Annotated in this window: 17 protein-coding genes and 2 tRNA genes; 8 read left to right on the top strand and 11 right to left on the bottom strand. The window is 63.4% G+C overall.

Features of this window, described 5'->3' with window-relative positions; translation table 11 throughout:
• The first annotated feature begins 82 nt into the window (after window positions 1-82).
• Window positions 83-1,060 carry a transporter substrate-binding domain-containing protein gene (locus tag AB6804_RS12500; RefSeq protein ID WP_370886707.1) on the top strand — a complete coding sequence of 326 codons (978 nt, stop codon included), beginning with the start codon at window positions 83-85 and terminating at the stop codon, window positions 1,058-1,060.
• Window positions 1,061-1,088: 28 nt separating this feature from the next.
• Here AB6804_RS12500 and AB6804_RS12495 read toward each other — a convergent pair whose 3' ends face one another.
• From AB6804_RS12495 to AB6804_RS12485, 3 genes are all read right to left on the bottom strand, one after another.
• Entirely contained in the window at window positions 1,089-1,550 is a 462-nt protein-coding gene (locus tag AB6804_RS12495; RefSeq protein ID WP_370886706.1) for an NUDIX hydrolase, read from the bottom strand.
• A 22-nt stretch (window positions 1,551-1,572) separates the two neighbouring features.
• Window positions 1,573-1,971, bottom strand: coding sequence for an RT0821/Lpp0805 family surface protein (locus AB6804_RS12490; RefSeq protein WP_370886705.1), 399 nt, complete (start codon window positions 1,969-1,971; stop codon window positions 1,573-1,575).
• Window positions 1,972-2,059: 88 nt separating this feature from the next.
• Entirely contained in the window at window positions 2,060-3,376 is a 1,317-nt protein-coding gene (locus AB6804_RS12485) for a cytochrome-c peroxidase (RefSeq protein WP_370886825.1), read from the bottom strand.
• A gap of 251 nt (window positions 3,377-3,627) precedes the next feature.
• Here AB6804_RS12485 and AB6804_RS12480 point away from each other — a divergent pair, with 251 nt between their 5' ends.
• Window positions 3,628-5,190 carry an acid phosphatase gene (locus AB6804_RS12480; RefSeq protein ID WP_370886704.1) on the top strand — a complete coding sequence of 521 codons (1,563 nt, stop codon included), beginning with the start codon at window positions 3,628-3,630 and terminating at the stop codon, window positions 5,188-5,190.
• A gap of 65 nt (window positions 5,191-5,255) precedes the next feature.
• On the opposite strand, the gene AB6804_RS12475 is transcribed toward AB6804_RS12480, so the two are convergent.
• The 3 genes from AB6804_RS12475 to AB6804_RS12465 all read right to left on the bottom strand — a co-directional run bounded on the left by AB6804_RS12475 (window position 5,256) and on the right by AB6804_RS12465 (window position 7,164).
• On the bottom strand, window positions 5,256-5,714 hold the full coding sequence (locus AB6804_RS12475) for a hypothetical protein (RefSeq protein ID WP_370886703.1): 459 nt from the start codon (window positions 5,712-5,714) through the stop codon (window positions 5,256-5,258).
• A gap of 480 nt (window positions 5,715-6,194) precedes the next feature.
• Window positions 6,195-6,271 (bottom strand) — tRNA-Arg (locus tag AB6804_RS12470).
• A gap of 62 nt (window positions 6,272-6,333) precedes the next feature.
• On the bottom strand, window positions 6,334-7,164 hold the full coding sequence (locus tag AB6804_RS12465; protein WP_370886702.1) for an undecaprenyl-diphosphate phosphatase: 831 nt from the start codon (window positions 7,162-7,164) through the stop codon (window positions 6,334-6,336).
• Window positions 7,165-7,690: 526 nt separating this feature from the next.
• On the opposite strand from AB6804_RS12465, the gene AB6804_RS12460 reads away from it, so the two are divergent.
• From AB6804_RS12460 to AB6804_RS12450, 3 genes are all read left to right on the top strand, one after another.
• Entirely contained in the window at window positions 7,691-8,602 is a 912-nt protein-coding gene (locus tag AB6804_RS12460) for an aldose epimerase (protein ID WP_370886701.1), read from the top strand.
• 113 nt (window positions 8,603-8,715) lie between these two features.
• Complete coding sequence (locus AB6804_RS12455; protein WP_370886700.1) at window positions 8,716-9,465, top strand: peptidoglycan DD-metalloendopeptidase family protein; 750 nt, start codon at window positions 8,716-8,718, stop codon at window positions 9,463-9,465.
• A 46-nt stretch (window positions 9,466-9,511) separates the two neighbouring features.
• Entirely contained in the window at window positions 9,512-9,823 is a 312-nt protein-coding gene (locus AB6804_RS12450) for a hypothetical protein (protein WP_035959843.1), read from the top strand.
• 11 nt (window positions 9,824-9,834) lie between these two features.
• On the opposite strand, the gene AB6804_RS12445 is transcribed toward AB6804_RS12450, so the two are convergent.
• The 3 genes from AB6804_RS12445 to AB6804_RS12435 all read right to left on the bottom strand — a co-directional run bounded on the left by AB6804_RS12445 (window position 9,835) and on the right by AB6804_RS12435 (window position 10,429).
• Window positions 9,835-9,978, bottom strand: coding sequence for a hypothetical protein (locus AB6804_RS12445; RefSeq protein ID WP_370886699.1), 144 nt, complete (start codon window positions 9,976-9,978; stop codon window positions 9,835-9,837).
• A 125-nt stretch (window positions 9,979-10,103) separates the two neighbouring features.
• Window positions 10,104-10,280 (bottom strand): hypothetical protein, encoded by a 177-nt coding sequence (locus AB6804_RS12440; protein ID WP_370886698.1) that lies wholly within the window; start codon window positions 10,278-10,280, stop codon window positions 10,104-10,106.
• 72 nt (window positions 10,281-10,352) lie between these two features.
• A tRNA-Pro gene (locus AB6804_RS12435) sits at window positions 10,353-10,429 on the bottom strand.
• A 107-nt stretch (window positions 10,430-10,536) separates the two neighbouring features.
• Here AB6804_RS12435 and AB6804_RS12430 point away from each other — a divergent pair.
• Window positions 10,537-10,995, top strand: a complete 459-nt coding sequence (locus tag AB6804_RS12430; protein WP_370886697.1) for a histidine phosphatase family protein — start codon at window positions 10,537-10,539, stop codon at window positions 10,993-10,995.
• 117 nt (window positions 10,996-11,112) lie between these two features.
• Complete coding sequence (locus AB6804_RS12425; RefSeq protein WP_370886696.1) at window positions 11,113-11,904, top strand: GNAT family N-acetyltransferase; 792 nt, start codon at window positions 11,113-11,115, stop codon at window positions 11,902-11,904.
• 13 nt (window positions 11,905-11,917) lie between these two features.
• Here AB6804_RS12425 and ppx read toward each other — a convergent pair whose 3' ends face one another.
• On the bottom strand, window positions 11,918-13,429 hold the full coding sequence (gene ppx / locus AB6804_RS12420) for an exopolyphosphatase (protein WP_370886695.1): 1,512 nt from the start codon (window positions 13,427-13,429) through the stop codon (window positions 11,918-11,920).
• Window positions 13,430-13,635: 206 nt separating this feature from the next.
• Between ppx and ppk1 the strand changes: the two genes are divergently transcribed.
• On the top strand, window positions 13,636-15,723 hold the full coding sequence (gene ppk1, locus AB6804_RS12415; protein ID WP_370886824.1) for a polyphosphate kinase 1: 2,088 nt from the start codon (window positions 13,636-13,638) through the stop codon (window positions 15,721-15,723).
• A gap of 25 nt (window positions 15,724-15,748) precedes the next feature.
• Here the strand turns inward: ppk1 and phoR are convergent, their stop codons facing one another.
• Entirely contained in the window at window positions 15,749-17,062 is a 1,314-nt protein-coding gene (gene phoR, locus AB6804_RS12410) for a phosphate regulon sensor histidine kinase PhoR (protein WP_370886694.1), read from the bottom strand.
• Window positions 17,063-17,078: the final 16 nt, after the last annotated feature.

Below are 17,078 nucleotides of genomic sequence, written 5' to 3'. Positions count from 1 at the left end.
CTGAAGGACGCCGCACCGCCATGCGGCGTCAGCCTGCCGCAACGAAGTCGAGCAAGACCCCGCCGCTTCAAGCGAGGACATCATGAAGCTGCCGCATCGCCCCTTGCCCCGCCGCCTGCGCGCGCAGCGCGTTTCATGCGCAATTGCCGCCGCGCTCTCGTTCGCGGCCCTTCCCGTTCATGCCGCCACCGCGGCGGAGATCAGCTCGGCGCAGGCGCTCGTCGATCACATGCCGCCATCGGCGACGCTGCGCAAGATCGCGGAGAACGGCGCGATCGTGCTCGGCGCGCGGGAATCGTCGATTCCGTTTTCGTACATGGTCAAGCAGCAGCCGACGGGCTACTCGTATGCGATCGCGCTCAAGGTCGTCGACGAGGTCAAGCGCCGGCTCATGATGCCGAACCTCACGGTGAAGCACGTGGTCGTGACGTCCGCGAACCGCATCTCGTACGTGGTCAACAATCAGGTTGATCTCGAATGCGGCTCGACTGCGCATCTCGCGGAACGCGATCCGCTCGTCGCGTTCTCGAACAGCTTCTTTCGATACGGCATCCGCATGGCGGTGAAGCGCAAATCGGGCATTCGCGATTACGCCGATCTCGCGGGCAAGACCGTCGCGACGACGGCGGGCACATCCGACGAGCGCATCCTTCGGCAAATGACGATGGAGCGCAAGCTCAACATGCGCATCATCAGCGCGCGCGATCACGCGGAAGGCTTCGCCGCGCTCAGGAACGATCGCGCCGTCGCGTTCGTGATGGACGATCCGCTGCTGTACGGGCAGATCGCCGAGCAAGGCGCGGCGCGCCATGAATACATGGTGACGGGCGAATCGCTTGCGAACGAGACGTACGGCTGCATGATGCGCAAGGGCGATCCCGTGTTCAAGCGCATCGTCGACGACGTGATCGCGAACATGCAGCGCTCCGGCGAAGCCACGAAGCTCTACGATGCGTGGTTCATGCAGCCGATCCCGCCGGCCGGCATCAACCTGCAGTTCCCGATGTCGGCGGAGATGAAAGCGCTTTTCGCGAATCCCAACGACCGCACGATCGACTGATCGACTGATCCGCCGCGCCTAGCCTCGTTCAGTCGAGCGCTTCGTTCAGCTCGGCAAGCGACAGCGTGCTTTGAAAGAGGCGCGCGAGGCTGCGGCTCGCAAAGCGGTCGACGTCGTCCGGGCTGACCCAGCGGTAGGCATCCATTTCGGGGATCATCGTGCCGTCGCCATAGCGTGGGAAAAAGGACTCGCACACGCACTTCGCGAGGTCCACCTCGCCGTCGGAGACGCGCACGGCGAACAGATGCAGGTCCTTGTCCCGCCGATAGACGAAGCGCCCCAGATCCTTCAGATGCGCGAGCCGTTCCGGCGACAGCACGATGCCCGTCTCCTCGACGAGTTCGCGCAACGCGGCATCGCGCGGGCTTTCGCCGGGATCTGCCTGGCCCTTGGGCACGTCCCAATGCGTGGTTTCGGTCGCGTGGCAGAGCAGCACATCGCCGTGCGCGTTCAGGATGACCACGCCGCACGATACGGTGCGGCCGGTCATCGTGCGTCAACCCCGGCCGCGATCATTGCTTCCTGAGCTTCCACTTGCCGTCGGCCTGCTTGCAGGCCGTGGGCGTCCAGGTCTGCGTCTGCCCTTTCGCGTTCGCGACGAGCGTGACTTTCCGGCATTGCATGCCGTCCGCTTCGAAGGTTTCGTGCGGCGTCACGGTGCCATTGACCGGCACCGGGTTGCCCGCGCCCTCGTTGTTCCAGTCGAGCGATTCGCCGGGCTTCTTTGAGTTGAGCGCGACTTGAGCGGCCTTGTTGAGGGCCTGCAGGTCGCGCTGCTTCATATAGGTGATCGGCGTATTGTTCAGGAAGCCGAGATTGGCGGCGAATGCGCCTGCGCTCGACGCAGCGAGCGCGGCGGCCGCGATCGTCCGGATGCAGGCTTGAGCAAGCGCTCGTTGATGAATCGACATGGAAAATCTCCTCGTTGCAAGGTGATCCGGCGGCGGCCGCCGGAACGCAACGAGGATAGCACGAGGCGTTGGCGCGCCCCGCGTCGCGTCAGTTCGCGGACGCCTTCATGTCCTGCACCGCCGTGCCCTTCTGCGCGTCCTTGTCCCTGGCGGGATCGTAGCCGTCGGTGAGCGTGCCGAGAAACGCGACGACATCCTTGATTTCGGCATCGTCGAGTGCAGGCTTGTCGCCGCGCTTGCGATCGAACGGCGGCTCGGTGTTGATGTTGTCCCAATAGCGGCGCGGCAGGTCATCGAACTTCTGCACGGCGCCCTTCTTCGATACCGGATAGAACTTCTCCGGGTTCGTATCGCGCTGCACGTAAAAGCGCACGACATCGTCCAGCGAATGGTAGATGCCGTTATGGAAGAACGTCTTGCGAGTCGCGACGTTGCGCAGCGACGGCGTGCGGAACAGGCCGCAGAATTCAGCGCGGCCCTTGAGATCCGTGCGCTCGGGACCGCATGCGCCGAGATCGTGGAAATTCGCGTCCTTGTTGACCGGCAACGCGCGATTGCGCGGCACGCCGATCGCGATCAGCCCGAAGTCGCTGAACTGCGGCGGCGAGCCGTCTTTCGCACGCTGGCTGATATGGCAGGCCGCACAGTTGCCCTTCTTCTCGTCGTTGAAAAGCTGCAGGCCGTGCAGTTCGGCATCGTTGAGCTTCGCGCGGCCCGCGAGGAACGCATCGAACTTGCTCGTGTAGGGGAAGAACTTCTGCGGCGTCTGCTCGAACGCTTCGAGCGAGGCGAGCGCCGCCTTGAACGTGTTGTCGTCGCTATCGAAGACGTTCGCACCGAATGCGCGACGGAAATCGTCCGCATACGGCGACGCCTTCACCGATTGCGCGACCTTCGCCGGCGTGCTGCCCATTTCGAACGACGACAGCAACGGAATGCGCGCCTGATCCGAGCCATGATCGACGCGGCCATCCCAGGTGAGTCCGCCAGTCGGGCCGGCATCGACGCTTTCGTCGCCTTCGTCGTCGGAATCGTGGAAATGCTCGGTGAACTGCGGCACCGATTGCAGATACTTCAGCGAAGGCACCGCCCGAAAGCCGGAGCGATGCATGTCGCTGCCGCCGAGCTGCACCGACAGCGCGTTAGGCGGACCGAACGCATGCCCCGGACTATGGCACGACGCGCACGCGAGCTTCCCCGAGCCGGACAGCGCGGGATCGAAGAAGAGCTTCTCGCCGATGGACGACATCATCTTCACATGCGCGAAGACTTCGGCGCGCGATTGCCCTTGCGTCGGCGGGTTCGTTGCTGCACTGGCCTCCCGCGAATCGCATCCGCTCAATGCCGCCGACAACGCAGCGAGCGCGATTGCACACAGAACGAACGGAAGACGCATCGAAGGCATGAACGTGAAGAAGAGAAACCGAAGAGACGCGAAGGGTATGCGGCCTTTGTTGCTCCGATATGACAAGCCTTGATTCCGTCATATGCGGCGCGTGAGCGGCGAAATGTTAAGCGAACATTACATCGCCGAAAGCGCCATTACATACCGGCGTAAAAGAGCGGCCGCACACTGCGCACGCCGGCGGGCAAAAAGCCTCGTCGATGCGACGGACTTACGTCATGCGCCGGCTCCCCAACACAAGAGAGAGCCTAATGAACAAGAAACTCGTGTGCGCGGTGCCGATCGCTGCGGCGCTCGCATTCGGACTGAACGCATGCGGCGGCGACGATCATCGCAGCGACGATATTGCATCCGTGAAGAACGTCGTGGTGATCTATGCGGAGAACCGCAGCTTCGACAACCTCTATGGCAGCTTTCCCGGCGCGAATGGCCTGCAGAGCGTGACGGCCGCGAGCGCGCAGCAGCTCGATCGTGACGGCACCGTTCTCGCGACCTTGCCGAAGATCTGGTCGGGCCTGACCGCGACGGGCGTGACGCCCGCGATCGGCGAAGCGATGACGGCGAACCTGCCGAACGCGCCCTTCGCGATCGACGATCCGAACGGCTTCAACACGCCGCTTTCCGTCACGACGCGCGACTTGTATCACCGCTTCTACGAGAACCAGATGCAGATCGATGGCGGCAAGAACGACAAGTTCGCCGCATGGGCCGATTCGGGCGGCCTCGTGATGGGCCACTACAGCACGCCGCCCACGAAACTGCCGCTCTGGAAAGTGGCGCAGCAATACACGCTCGCCGACAACTTCTTCATGGGCGCGTTCGGCGGCTCGTTCCTGAATCACCAGTGGCTCGTGTGCGCGTGCACGCCGACGTACCCGAACGCGGACAAGAGCGTTGCCAAAGGCTCGATTTCAGTCGTCAATGCGGATGGCGTATCGCTGACGCTCGCATCGAATAGTCCGGCGTCCGCGCTCAGCGGCGCGCCGAAGTACGTGAATTCGGGCAACCTCACGCCCGACTTCTACGCGGTGAACACGATGCAGCCGCCCTATCAGCCGAGCGGCAATGCACCGGCTTCCGGCGGCGATGCGACGCTCGCCGATCCGTCCGCCGCGACGACGCTGCCGCCGCAAACATCGACGCACATCGGCGATCTGCTCAACAACGCGGGCGTGAGCTGGGCGTGGTACGGCGGCTCGTGGGGCGCGGCGCTGGCGAATCGTTCGGTCATCGGCGGGTCGCCGAATGCGGTGCCGAACTTCCAGACGCATCATCAGCCGTTCAACTACTTCGCGGACCTCGCACCGGGCACGGCCAATCGCGCGCAGCATTTGCTCGATGGCGGCACGAATGGCTCGGAGTTCATCAAGGCGATCGACGCCGGCACGCTGCCGCAAGTGTCGTTCTACAAGCCGCAGGGCAACCTGAACGAGCACGCGGGTTATACGGATGTCGCGTCGGGCGATCAGCACATTGCGGATCTCATCACGCATCTGCAGAACAGTCCGCAGTGGAAGAACATGGTCGTCATCGTGACGTACGATGAAAACGGCGGCTTCTGGGATCACGTGTCCCCGCCGAAGGGCGATCGCTGGGGTCCGGGCACGCGCATTCCGGCGCTGATCGTGTCGCCGTATGCGAAGAAGGGATTCGTCGATCATACGCAGTACGATACGACGTCGATCCTGCGCTTCATCACGAAGCGGTATTCGCTGCCGACGCTGCCGGGCATCGCTGCCCGCGACGCCGCGCTGACCGCGAACGGCGCCAAGCCGATGGGCGATCTGACGGGCGCGCTGGATTTCTCGCAGTAAGAGGGTCGTTGGATGGGGCGGGCCGCTATCGTTGAGATGCGGCCCGTTTTGCGTTTGGCGTGGGGTTAGCGTGGCGGATGGGTGGTGAAGAAGGCGTCGAGGATATCGGTCATCTGCCATACGGGACACGGCCGGCGGCAGTGTCCGTCGTAGCCTGCTTCCTTGAGATGCGCGAGCGGTTCTTCGGGCAGGAAGGCGCTCATCGCGATGACGAGGCGGTTCGCGTTGTCGTCGTCGCGGCTACGCAGCTCGCGCACGAGCGTATAGTTGCCGCAACCGCCGATGCGCGTATCGACGAAGACCGCATGCGGACGCCATTCGCCGATGCTGCGCTTCAGCGATGACACATCGGGCGCGTATCGCGAAGGGAAGCCCTTCAGATCGAAGAGCGAGACGAGCGATTCGCCGAGCGCGCGCTCGGTGAGCGCGACGACCACGCGACGCGAATCGGGTTCCACGCGCAGCCGCTTGCGGTTCCATAGCGAGCATTGCGCCGGACTGGTTTCGTATGCCCGGTTGTTCAAGATCGCCCTCCTTCGACGGTGCGTCCGGTGCATGGCGCTTTATCGCGATGCACGAGTGCACCGGGTTGGGTCGGGGTGTGCGTGAATCGGGCCCTGCAGGATCCGATGGGGAAAGTGGTGGCAGGAAATGGGCCAGTGGCGGGCAGGTACCGCGGGTTCGCGCGGCAGGCGCCATTGTCGGGAGCAGAATGAAACGCTTGCTGCATGGTCATCGGTTGCTCTCAAGATGAGCAACATGGGCACATGAATGGCGGCGCGTCGCCGATAGGTAGTCCGGAATTTGAGTGCAGACAAAGCCGAGTATCAGCGGCATGCGTGCTTCAGGTCCGGCGATCCACGCGCTAGTCACGAAGGCGATCGGCGGCAACTATGGCGTGTCGGGATGACGAATCCACCGCTGTCTGACTGCCGTGCATGGCAATGGCAGGACGCTGAGAAGTGAGAAGGGCCACGGTTCGATACCGCAACCCTCGATGCGACTGGCCCGCCCTACACGATTCGAACGTGTGACCTACGGCTTAGAAGGCCGTTGCTCTATCCAACTGAGCTAAGGGCGGGTATGGCGCAGCAGAGAACCCGGGATTTTACCTCATCCGCCCTGCCGCGCGTCTAGCCGTCGTCACACCGGCTGGGCGTGCGTCATGAACCAGCCAAGAAAGAACACACCGGCGATCACGCAATACACGCCGAACGACGCCAGCTTGCCGTGACCTTCGAAGTAGCGCATCAAGAACCGCACGCTCAGATAAGCCGCAATGCCCGTCAGCACGCCGCCCAGCAACGCATCGGACAGTTGCCCCGGCGCGTGAAAGAGCTTCGGCAGTTCCAGCACACCCGCCGCGAAAATGATCGGCGTGCCGAGCAGAAACGAAAACTCCGCCGCCGCTTCCGCCGTCAGGCCCGCGCCGACGCCCGCGATCATCGTCAGGCCGCTGCGCGAGAAGCCCGGAATCAGCGCGCCGATCTGCGCCAGCCCGACGAGAAACGCCTGCTTGAACGTGAGCTTTTCCGGCGCACGCGATGCACGGTTGCGTTGCAAACGATCGCCCATCCACAACAGCACGCCGTTGACGATCAACGCCGCCGAAACGATCCGCAAGTCGTGAAAGATCGTCTCGAGCCGCTTTTCGAGCACGAGGCCCACGATGCCGGTCGGGATCGTGCCGATGATGAGCGCCCACATCATGTGCCCGTCGTCGTTGCGGCGACCGCCGAGCGATGCAAACCAGCCGCCGATCAGCGCAATCCAGCGCTTGCGGAAATACCAGAGCAGCGCGACCGCCGTGCCGAGATGCAGCGCAACTAGAAACGGCAGCAACTGCGGCGCATGCTTGTCGATATGCATCCCGATCACGCCGGGCACGAGCAACGTATGGCCCAGACTGCTGACCGGAAATAGTTCGGTCACGCCTTGAAGCACACTGAGAAAAACGAGAAACCAGAGAGTCACGCGACGGTCCTTGTCGTGAAGAGGAGAGAGGACGCGCCGCAGCCGCTTTCCGATCCAGAAGCGTGAAGGAAGGGCTAAAGAAATGGTGCAGCGCGCAAGCCGGACCCGATTATGCCTAGGGGCAAATGGACCGCCAAGCGCTATGCGCACACAAGAAGACGCCGACAGCAAACCGTCGGCGAAAGAGAAAAGACTTGCAAGCAAATACAAAGGAAAACGAAAGAATCGCAAAGACTCGCGATCTGAATCAGCCCTTGAGCTTATAGAGGAAGACTGCCGTGCTCGCGCCGAAGAGGCCAAACATCGCAACGCCCATCGCCATCGCCAGATCCATACCGACTCCTGTCCGTCTGATTCCCAACATTCGGAGGATATAACAACACATTGCATTTCCCTTCGAAAGTCGCAATTTCCCGCAGAGGGTTTCTCCGCATGAAAAAGCGAGGCAGAATCGGCGGATCCCGTAACCAGTCGCCGGCTCAATCCTCATGCCGCGCGCCGCCCTTCGACGGAGTGCGTTGTCACCATGTCATCCGAGAAAGACATCATCGAAATCGAGCGCGACGGCGCCGTCATCCAGCTCGCGCCCCACGCGGGCGGCCGGCTCATGACCTGGCGCGTCGGCGGCGAGCCGGTCATCCACTGGCCCGATCCGCTCGATGACGCCGCCTGGTCGAACGCAGCCAAAATCCGCGGCGGCAATCCGTTGCTGTTCCCCTTCCTCGGGCGGCATTTCGTCGATGGCGAAATCGGCAAATGGCGCGATGCGGACGGCGTCGTCCATTCGCTGCCGACGCATGGCTTCGCGCGCAACCTGCCGTTCTCCGCCACGCGCGATGCCGACGGACACGGCTTGCGCATGACGCTCGTCGACAGCGACGCGACCCGCGAAGGTTATCCGTTCGCGTTTCGCTTCGAAGCGGCGTACCGCCTCGTCGATGCGACCACGCTCGAAGTCGAACTCACCACATCGAATCCCGGCGAAGTCGCGTTGCCGTACTACACGGGACATCACTTCTACTTTCATCTGCCGCACGCCCAGCGCGGCGAGAGCAGCGTGGAGCTGCCGCGCACCGAACGGCGGCGGCAACGGGCGGACGGTTCGATCACCGAAGTCGAACCGGGCGCGCCGCGATACGCGCTGAGCGACGACAGCATCATCGATTGTTTTCATTGCCTCAAAGGACCGTCCGACGAACCGGTGCGGCTCGTGACGCCCGGCCTCAAACGCGTCGTCAGCTTCGAACTGCATCAGCCAGATTCGGTGCCGTGGCATGCCGTCACCACGTGGACCGAGTCCGACACGGCGGACTTCTATTGCGTCGAACCGTGGACCGGACTGCCCGACGCCATCCATAACGGGCGCGGGTTGCGCTGGCTTGCGCCCGGCAAGACGGAGACCGCGTTGCTGAGGCTCGTCGTCACGCCGACGGCGTAACGCGCACGCGAAGCCATGCCGGCGTTCTGTCGGACGAAACTCGAAACGGTAGAATCCTGCGTTTCGATCCGCCGGGCCAACGGTTGTCCGGCGGCGCTTTGCGAGGTCAGGTTTTGCGTAAAAGAAGTCGACTGTTCGTCTGCGCGTTGCTCACCGCCGCGCTCACCGCCTGCGGCTCCGGACCGGTCGCGCCGGGGTTTTACCGCGTGCAGCGGGGCGATACGCTGCTCAGGATCGCGCGTGACAATCGCACGTCGGTCAAGAACATTACGCGCTGGAACGGGCTTGCGAATCCGGATGCAATCGAAGTGGGGCAAGTGCTGCGCATCGAGCCGCCCGCCGGCAGCGCCGCAGCGGCGGGCCGTTCCAGCGGGCCGAGCGGTTCCGGCGGTTCCGGCGGTTCCAGTGGCTCCGGCGGTTCGAGCGGTTCCAGCGGTTCCAGCGCGGCCAGGAGCGACGCCGCAGCCGACGCGCGCGCATCCAGCACACCCGCTCCCGCCATGGCGATGTCCTGGCCCGCGCAAGGCACGGTGATTCGCGGCTTCGACGGCAAGAACTCGAAGGGGATCGACATCGCGAATGCGGCGGGCACGCCGGTCGTCGCGGCGGCGGCGGGCAACGTCGTCTACGCGGGCAACGGCTTGCGCGGCTATGGGAACATGTTGATCGTGAAGCACAACGACGACTATCTGACCGCCTACGCCCACAACAAGACGCTGCTGGTCAAGGAAGGTCAGACCGTGCAGAAGGGACAGCAGATCGCCGAAATGGGCGACACGGACAGCGATCGCACGATGCTGCATTTCGAAGTGCGCTACATGGGCCGTTCGACGGACCCGTCGCGCTATCTGCCGCCGCGCTGAGCGCGTGACGGCGTTCTGAGGAAGAGGAAAGAGATTGGCGAAGAAGATGAACACAGCCGCGATGTTCGCGGTATTGGCCGCGGCCGCCTCGATCGCGACGCTGGGCGGCTGCGCCCACAACGCGACGATGACTTATCTGCCCTCGGGCGATACCGGCTTCGCCATCAACTGCAGCGGCGGCGACGCCAGCACCAGTTGGGCGGCCTGCTACAAGCAGGCGGGCGAAGTATGCGGCGCGTACGGCTACGACGTGATCTCGAAGGACGCCGACAGCGGCGCGACTGCGGGCGGATCGGTGGCCGGAATCTTCGGTGCGAACATCAAGAATCGTTCGATGGTGATTCGCTGCAAGCAGTGACGCCTGAAGGCTCATGCCTCCGACGGCTCGCCGTCGCGGCGCCTGCCCGCCCGCGTTCGCCAGCGCACCGACAACGGATCGATATGCGCGGCGAACGCAACGAGCGAAGCGAGCGCGACAGGGGCCACGGCAGCAAACACCCACAGCAAATTCATGACGGCACCGATTTCCAACAAGGTGTCCGATATTAGCCGCGTGGCAAATAGTTCGCTTGTGCGACAGCTAGAGGCTTCCGTCAGGTAGCGATGACCGATTCGTTCATCGCGGCACCACGTTTTCGTTACTTCGGCTGTGACGGCGCGGTCTGCATCGACGGCGGACGCGTATCGGTCGGCACGCCCTGATAATCGGGCGGATCCTGCGGCGGATGCTTGCGGTGATCGGAAGAATCGGCGCACGCGGAGAGCGCGAGCGCAGCGAGAGCGGTGACGGCGAGAGACAGGACGTAACGCGGCATGAGGCCTCTTGGCGAGTGTCGAAAAGACAAAGGGGTTACAAGCCGTGACTTGTAACCCCTTCGTTTGTTTCGTGGTCGGAGCGAAAGGATTCGAACCTTCGACCCTCTGATCCCAAATCAGATGCGCTACCAGGCTGCGCTACGCTCCGACAAGCCGCGTATTGTAGCGTCGATGATTGATAACCGCAATGCGGCCCTGGCACGTATCGTTCTATGCAAGGTCGAAGGCACAAGACCCCTCTCACGGAGACGATCGATGAACCTCATTCTGTGGCGTCACGCCGAAGCCGAAGATCAGGCATCGAGCGACCTCGCGCGCCAACTGACGCCGCGCGGGCGCAAGCAGGCGCAAGGCATCGCGAAGTGGCTGAAGGCGCGTATCGACGATGACGCCCTTTTCCTCGCGAGTCCCGCGACGCGCACCATCCAGACCGTCGAGGCGTTCGGTGACCGCTATCGCGTCGTCGATGACCTGGCGCCAGGCAAGTCCGCCCAGCACGCGCTCGATGCCGCAGGCTGGCCGGATGGCGCCGCCGGGACGGTCGTGATCGTCGGTCATCAGCCCACGCTCGGGCGCGTCGCCGCGTTGCTCCTGACCGGGCACGAAGCGGAATGGCCGATCAAGAAGACGGGCATCTGGTGGTTCCAGGGGCGCACGCGCGGCGGCGACGGCCAGATCGTGCTGCGCGCAGTGATGAATCCGGACATGCTGTAGCGGGACCACGCGGCGCGTGTGTCGTTTCATCGAAACGTCATTGCGAAGCCATGCGAGCGTCACCCGGCGTTACTACATTGGCGGGGACTTCAAGCCACGTCCTGCCGAGGAACGCCCATGCAAGATCTGCCGACGCCCGTCCATTCGCGCCGTCACCTTCCGCGCACCGCGGAAACCGTCACCAGCCAGCACCGTCTGCAAGTCGCGTGGGCGCGTTCCGACGACGCGCTGCGCGAAGCCCAGCGCCTGCGCTATCGCGTGTTCTCGGATGAAATGGGCGCGCGTCTGTCCGGCCGAGCCGGTCTCGATGTCGACGAATTCGACGGCTACTGCGATCACCTGCTCGTGCGCGATCTCGACACACTGAAAGTGGTCGGCACGTATCGCGTGCTGCCGCCGCATCAGGCCGCGCGCATCGGACGGCTGTACGCGGAAAGCGAATTTGATATTTCGCGGCTGACCCATCTTCGTCCGAAACTCGTCGAAGTGGGACGCTCGTGCGTGCACGCCGACTATCGCAGCGGCGCGGTCATCATGTCGCTATGGGGCGGGCTCGCCGCCTACATGATGCAAAACGGCTACGAGACGATGCTCGGCTGCGCGAGCGTCGGCATGAACGACGGCGGTCATTACGCGGCGAATCTGTATCACTCGTTGTCCGCCGATGCGCTCGCCGCGCCGGAATACCGCGCGTTCCCGCACACGCCGCTGCCGGTCGACGACTTGCGAACGGGCGTGGCAGTCAACGCGCCGCCGCTCGTCAAAGGCTATTTGCGCCTCGGCGCTAAGATTTGCGGCGCGCCCGCGTGGGATCCGGATTTCAACACGGCGGACTTTCTGACGCTGTTCCGCCTGTCCGAGATCAACGCGCGTTACGCGCGGCACTTCATCGGCGATACCGCGCGCTGAAAGCCGCAACCGCTCATTCGCCCGTATAGACCACGCGATACGGGCGTCCGATCTTCTCCCATTCCATCGCTTCCTGGACGAGGCTGTAATCGGTGAGCGGGTTGTTGGTCACCCACTGGCTCGGCAGACGCACTTCGAAGCCACCCGCCGCCGCCCGCACCTCGATGCCGGGCAGCCCCACGTCCGTCCGGCGCCGCGACAGCAATGCCGCAAGGCGCAGGCAGAAGAGCAGCGTCCAGTCGACGTCTCTCGCCTGCGCGAGCTTGCCGAGCTTGCCCGCGTGGCCGAGCACGAGCGCCGCGAGCCGCGCCTGATCCGTGCGCGAGAAGCCGGGCATGTCCGCGTTGCTCGCGATGTAGGCCGAATGCTTGTGATACGCGCTGTGCGCAATCGACAAGCCGATCTCGTGCAGCGACGCCGCCCACGCGAGAAACATGCGATTCTCCTGGCGACGCTCGGCATCCGGTTCGCCGAGCTGATCGTAGAAGCTGATCGCGAGATCGCCGATGCGATCGGCCTGCGCGGCATCGACGCCATACCGGCGCTTGAAGCCCTCCACCGTCACCGTGCGCATGTCCTGATGCTGCGAACGGCCGAGCAGGTCGTAGAGCACGCCGAGACGCAAGGCGCCGTCGGTGGTATCGACGTAATCGATGCCCAGTTCCTCGAACACGCCCAGCATGATCGACAAGCCGCCCGCCAGCACCGGAATGCGGTCGGGCTTCAGCGCGACGAGCTTCAGCCGGTTGACGTTCTCCGCCTTGATCAGCGCGCGTTTCAACCGCTCGAGGCCGCCGCGTGAAATGCCGTGCGTGTATTGCGCATCGTTGAAGCCGTTCGCTTCGACCAGTTCGGCGAGCGCGCGCGCCGTGCCGGACGAACCGATCGCCTGATCCCAGCCGGTCTGCTTGTACTCGCGCGAGATGATCTGGATTTCCCGCTTGGCGGCGAGTTCGGCCTGACGCATCGTGAATTCGTCGACGTTGCCGGCGGGGAAAAACTGGCGGCTGTGACTCACGCAGCCGATATACAGGCTTTCCATGTGGATCGGCGTGTAATGCGAGCCGATGATGAATTCCGTCGATCCCCCGCCGATATCCACGACGAGCCGCTTGCCCGCGCTCGCCGGCACCGAATGCGCCGCGCCCGCATAGATGAGGCGCGCCTCCTCGCGGCCCGCGATCACTTCGATCGGAAAGCCGAGCGCGTTCTCGGCTTCGACGAGAAAGTCGTGCGCGTTCTTCGCGACCCGCAGCGTGTTCGTGGCGACCGCGCGCACCTGATCCGGATGGAAGTCGCGCAGACGCTCGCCGAAGCGCTTGAGCGCCTCCCAGCCGCGCAATTGCGACGCACGGTCGAGCATCTTGTCGCGCGACAATCCCGCCGCGAGCCGCACGGGTTCGCGCAACGCGTCGACCTGATAGATCTGGCTGCCCGCGGGCGTTTCCTCGACGCGTCCGACGATCAGCCGGAAGCTGTTCGATCCGAGGTCGACGGCGGCGAGGAGATGAGGATGAGTGACCATCGGAGATCCGGGAATCGTGAATTAAGGAACGCAGCGGCACGGCCGCGGCGCACGAATTCTATTCCATGCCGCGCGAGGAACGGATCGGGGACGCGCGCCTCGCGCTAGCGACGCTATCCGCAATGTGAGTAGAATTTGTGACAATCGTTCTGTCACAAAAAAGCCATCTTACTGTGAGATTATCTGAGCGTTCTTGTGCCCATCCAATCGAGACTTCTTCCTCACAGCCGATGTCCATACGCTATCCGCTGTTTAACCGTGAACTCGGCATTCTAGGTTTCAACGAGCGGGTACTCGCGCAAGCGGCCGATACTTCGGTGCCATTGCTGGAACGCCTGCGCTTTCTTTGCATCACCAGCAGCAATCTCGACGAATTTTTTGAAGTCCGCATGGCCGGGCTTCAGGAACAGATGCGCGACAATCCCGGCTCGCTTTCGCCGGACGGCATGTCGCTGCAACACGTCTACGACCTCGTGTCCGAACGCGCGCAACGCCTCGTGCATCAACAATACGCGATGCTGCACGACATCGTGCTGCCCGCGCTCGAAATGGAAGGCATCTATTTTCATGGCGTCGAAAGCTGGAGCGAGCAGCAGACCGCGTGGGCGCGCGAGTATTTCCTGAACGAAGTGCTGCCGGTGCTGACGCCGATCGGCCTCGATCCCGCGCACCCGTTCCCGCGCGTGCTGAACAAGAGCCTGAACTTCGTCGTCGAACTGGAAGGCACGGACGCCTTCGGCCGCCAGGCGATGATGGGCATCGTGCAGGCGCCGCGCGCACTGCCGCGCCTCGTCCGCATGCCGGAGGCGCTGTCCGGTTATCCGCATGGCTTCGTGCTGCTCAGTTCGTTCATGCAGCGCTTCGTCAGCGAACTGTTCCCGCATCTCGTCGTGCGCAGCTGCAATCAGTTTCGCATCACGCGCAACAGCGAGCTTTTCGTCGATGAGGACGAAATCACGAATCTGCGCGTCGCGCTGCAGGGCGAATTGCCGGCGCGGCATCTCGGCAATGCGGTGCGGCTCGAAGTATCGGCCGAGACGCCGCCGCACCTGATTCGCCGCCTGCTCGATGAAAGCCAGTTGAACGCGCGTGATTGCTATCGCGTGAGCGGTCCGGTCAATCTCGTGCGGCTCATGCAGTTGCCCGAAATGGTGGACCGTCCGGACCTCAAGTTCGTGCCGCACATTCCATCGGTGCCGAAGACGATCGCCAATGCAACGCATCTCTTCGATGTCATCGATCAGGGCGATATCCTGCTGCATCATCCGTACGAGAGCTTTCAGCCGGTGCTCGAACTGCTGCTTCAGGCGGCCAAAGATCCGCAAGTCGTCGCGATCAAGCAAACCATCTATCGCACCGGCACCGATTCGCCGCTGATGGACGCGCTCATGCAGGCCGCGCGCAACGGCAAGGAAGTGACAGTGGTCGTCGAACTGCTCGCGCGCTTCGACGAAGAGACGAACATCAACTGGGCGTCGCAACTGGAAGCAGTGGGTGCGCATGTCGTGTATGGCGTCGTGGGCCACAAGTGCCACGCGAAGATGATGCTGATCGTGCGGCGCGTCTCGCAGAACGGCAAGACCGTGCTGAAGCGTTACGCGCATCTCGGCACGGGCAATTATCATCCGCGCACGGCGCGTCTTTATACCGACTTCGGCCTGATGACCGCCGATCAGCAATTGTGCGAGGATGTGCACCACGTCTTTCAACAGCTCACCGGCATCGGCGGCGAACTCACGCTGAATCAGTTGTGGCAGTCGCCGTTCACGCTGCACGCGAAGCTCATCGACGCGATCCGCTCCGAAGCCGAGCACGCCCGCGCGGGCCGCCGCGCGCGCATCGTCGCGAAAATGAACGCGCTGCTGGAGCCGACCGTCATCGCCGCGCTTTACGAGGCGTCGCACGCGGGCGTGAAGATCGATCTGATCGTGCGCGGCGTGTGTTCGCTGAAGCCGGGCGTCGAGGATCTGTCGGAGAACATCACGGTCAGGTCGATCGTCGGGCGCTTTCTCGAGCACCATCGCATCTTCTATTTCTATGCGAATGGCAAGGAAGACGTGTATCTGTCGAGCGCCGACTGGATGGACCGCAACTTCTTCCGTCGCGTGGAAGTCGCGTTCCCGATTCACGACCGGCGCCTCAAGCGCCGCGTGATCGCCGAAGGATTGTCCGTGTGTCTCGGCGACAATCAGTCGGCGTGGGTCATGCAAAGCGATGGACACTATCGCAAGCGCCGTTCGGGCAAGGCCATTCGCAATGCGCAGTTGGGCCTGCTCGCGAAGTTCTGCTCGTAACGCTCTATCGAAGCGATGAAGCGGCTCACGCCGCCAGCGATTTCCTCAACGCCGTGCGCGACGCGGGAAAGCGCACGATGAACGTGCTGCCCCGCCCCACTTCGCTCTTCACATCCAGCTCGGCGTGATGCCGTTGCAGCACGTGCTTCACGATGGCGAGACCCAGTCCCGTTCCGCCGGTGTCGCGCGAACGGCTGCGGTCGATGCGATAGAAACGCTCCGTCAGCCGCGGAATATGTTCGGCGGCGATCCCCGGCCCGCTGTCGCGCACGATGAACATCGCGCGATCGTTCTCGCGCTGCCAGGTCACATCGATCGCACCGCCCTCGGGCGTATAACGCACGGCGTTCGTCACGAGGTTGCCGAGCGCGCTCACCACTTCCGTCTCCGCACCGGCGACCGTCACGGCGTCGTCCACATGAAAGGCGATGCGATGCCGCCCGCCCGACAGGTTGTTCGCATCGTTCTCCAGATGACGGAGCACGGCGCGCATGTCGAGCAGATCATCGCTCGGTGGATGAATATCGCCTTCGAGATTCGCCAGCACGAGCAGGTCACGCACGATGTTCTGCATGCGCGTCGCCTGTTGATCCATCATGTCGAGATAGCGCCGGCGGTCGGCTTCGTCGAGCGGCAGGTCGCGCAAGGTTTCAAGAAAGCCCGATAGCACCGTCAGCGGCGTCTTGAGTTCGTGCGATACGTTCGCGACGAAATCGCGGCGCATGGAGTCGGTGCGCTCGAGCTCGGTGATGTCCTGCGTGAGAATCAGCTTGCGATGCTCGCCATAAGGAAACACCTGCACGGAGATGGTGCGCTGCCGGTTCTCGCCCATCCCGCGCATGATCAGCATCTGCTCGTAATGATGCGAATTCAGATAGCGGATGAAGTCCGGCTGACGCACGAGATGCGTGATGTGCTGCCGCAGGTCGCGCTTCGCATCCAGCCCGAAGTGCGCCTCGGCGATGGCGTTGCACCACTCGATCTGATCGTGATCGTCGAGCATCGCGACGCCGTTGGGCGACGCCTGTATCGCCTGGATAAAGCGTGAATGCTGCTGTTCGACCTGGCGCACTTGCGCGTGCCAGCGCTTCGCGAGCTTGTGCAGGCGGTAGTAGATTTCGCCCCAGATGCCAAGCGCGCTGGGCACTTCGCCATAGACCGGCGCTTCCAGCAGACGCCACAAACGCTGTGTGTGAAACGTGCTGAAGAAGGTCTGCACGACGAGCATGAGCACCGCGAAACCGAGCGCGACGGGCACGCCGGCGAACGCGCCGATCGCCGCGCTGAGCGCGGCGAGCAGGACGAGGGACACGATGGAACGCGTCCAGATGATGTTCATGTTGTCGATCGATCAG

The sequence above is a fragment of the Caballeronia sp. RCC_10 genome, assembly GCF_041360715.1.
Taxonomy (GTDB): Bacteria; Pseudomonadota; Gammaproteobacteria; order Burkholderiales; family Burkholderiaceae; genus Caballeronia; species Caballeronia grimmiae.
Note: the sequence above shows the minus strand (reverse complement) of the source record. Positions and strands in the feature narration are given on the sequence as shown.